Source organism: Aquabacterium sp. UBA2148, assembly GCF_002328915.1.
Lineage (GTDB): Bacteria > Pseudomonadota > Gammaproteobacteria > Burkholderiales > Burkholderiaceae_C > Aquabacterium > Aquabacterium parvum.
The window spans coordinates 1-2461 of sequence record NZ_DCXA01000075.1 but is presented as its reverse complement, the minus strand read 5'-3'; the positions used below and the strand labels follow the sequence as shown (position 1 = coordinate 2461).

The following is a 2461-nucleotide window of genomic DNA, read 5'->3' as shown; positions in this document are numbered from 1 at the left end:
GCTCGATGGCGCCGGGCGCCACGCCGGTTTCCTGCAGCGTGTGCGCCAGCAAGGGCACGAAGTCGGGCTCGCGCAACTGCGCGTGCGACACGTTGATGGCCATGGTCAGCGTGGTGTGCCCGGCCTCATGCAGGCGGCGCAAAGTGACGCAGGCGGTGTGCGTCACGAAGCTGCCCAGCACCATCATCAGGCCAGCCTGCTCTGCCAGCGGGATGAAGCGGTCCGGCGGCACCATTTCCCCATCGGGACGACGCCAACGCAGCAGGGCCTCGAGCCCCAGCACGCGCGAGGTCTTGAGGCACACCTTGGGTTGGTAGACCGCAATGAGCTGGCTGGAGCCGGTGGCGGTGCGCAGGCTGTCGAGCAGCTGCATGCGGGCGCGGGCTTCCTGGCCCATCTCGGGCGAGAAGTAGCAGGCCGTGCCGCGCCTTTGGCCCTTGGCGCGCTTGAGCGCGAGGTGCGCGTCCTTGAGCAGGTCGGCGCCGCGATCGGCGTGTTCGTCCAGCCGCACCAGGCCCATCGTGGCCGACAGGCGCACCGACTGCTGCTGGATCATGAAGGGCACGGCGAACAGGTTTTGCAAGCGCTCGGCAGTCACCTCGTCGGCCGGGCCCAACACGCCGAACACGTCGGCGCCCAGTCGGGCCAGGCTGCAGGCAGCGCTGGTCTGCTCTCGCAAGCGGTTCGACACAGCACGCAGCACCGCGTCACCGAAGCCATGGCCCAGCATGTCGTTGATGTCGGCAAAGCCATCGACGTCCAGCACGGCCAGCGTCGCGGGGGTGTGTCGCGTGGGTGTGCTGCTCAACGTCTGCAGCATCTGGTTGAGGTTGGGGATGTGCAGCAGCGGATCCACATAGGCTTGGTCCACCAGCTGACCGTACAGCAACACGTTCTCGAAGCCAGCGGACATGCTCGAGCAGAACACCTCGACAAGGTGGCGATCGAGCGCCAGCAGGGGCGCGGGGTGGTCCACGTAAGCCGCCAGGCCCCGCCCGTCCGATGTGGCGAAATACAGGGCCAGGCCGTCGTCAAAGTGGCTGTGGCGTTCATCCAGGCAGCGCTGCAAGGCGGCTTGCACACGGGGCAGGCCCAGCTCGCTCAAGGGGCGCTGGATGAGGTCGCCATAACGCCCGGCTGCCGCGATCACGCGCGCGGGCTCGCCTTGCCCCTGCAAGCCTGCTTGCGCACAGATCAGGCCTTCAGGCTCGATGCCCAGCAGCGCGCACAGCTGGCTGACCACGCCTTGTGCGAACAGGTGCATGCCGTGCAACTTGCTCAGGTCGGTGCTGGCGCGCACCACCATCTCCAGGCCCCGACGCGTCTGCTCGTGCGCGCGCATCTGGCGGTAGACGCGAACGGCCACCGTCAGGCTGGTGAAAAGCCGCACCCGCGTCAGCTCCGACTTGGTGCGGTAGTCGTTGATGTCGTAGTGACGGATGGTGTCGAGCTCGGGCGCGTAGCCCGGCTGACCGGTGCGCAGGATGATGCGCAGCGATTCGCGCTTGAGCGTGTTGCGCACGTCGTGCACGAGCTTGAGCCCGGCGTCGTCCGACTCCATCACCACATCCAGCAGGATGACGGCCAGGTCCTCGTGTTGCGCCACCACAGCCATGGCTTCCTGCCGCGAGTAGGCGTGCAGCAGCTGCATGGGCCGGCCCTCGATGCTCAGGTCGCGCAGCGCCATCTCGGTGGCGCGGTGCACGTCGGCATCGTCGTCGACGATGAGCACCTGCCAGGGCGGCATCGCAGATGTGGCCGCTGCGCCGTCGCCATCGTCCTCGACGAAGGGAACGAATTCGTCGTCGCGCGGGTTGTTCGACGATGAAGGGGGCAGGTCACGCATGGGCAGCGCTTTCGGGTGCTTCGGTTGACGGGGCTTGCAGCGGGATGCGCAGCGTCACGGTGGTGCCAAGCCCCACGGTGCTGTCGATGTGGACCGAGCCGCCAAGCAGCTCCGTCACCAGTGAGCAGACGATGTGCATGCCCAGCCCCGAGCCACCCTTGCCGAGCCGGGTGGTGAAGAAGGGGTCGAACACCCGAGGCAGGTGATCGGGGGGGATGCCGCAGCCGTTGTCTGTCAGGGCCAGCGTGAGCACACCGTCGCTGACCTGCCCCGATGCAGCGATGCTCGGTTGAGCCTGCTGCCCGAACGCATGCACCACGGCGTTGTTGACCACGTTCATGATCACTTGCCCCAGCGGGCCGGGGTAGCTGTCCAGCGTCACATCCGGGAGCACATCGTGTGTGAACGTGACGCCCGCGCGGCGCAGGGTCGGGCTGAGTGCCAGCGTGAGCTCGTGCACGATCTCCTTGAGCTCGAAGCGCCGCCTTTGATGGCTGGACTGATCGACCGCCACCTGCTTGAAACCGCTGATGAGCTCGGCGGCGCGTCGCAGGTTGCGCTCCATCACGTCGACCCCTTCTTGCACCTCGCTGACGAAGCGCGTCAGCGAGGCCC

At 67.3% G+C, this 2461-nt stretch carries 2 protein-coding genes; both read right to left on the bottom strand.

The window, feature by feature from the left end:
- Positions 1–1846, bottom strand: a 1846-nt coding sequence (locus B2W70_RS04015) for a DUF3369 domain-containing protein (protein ID WP_286743097.1), incomplete at its 3' end; no start/stop codon positions are given.
- A partial coding sequence (locus tag B2W70_RS04010) for a sensor histidine kinase (RefSeq protein ID WP_286743095.1) occupies positions 1839–2461 on the bottom strand: 623 nt, incomplete at its 5' end. The genes B2W70_RS04010 and B2W70_RS04015, both read right to left, overlap by 8 nt.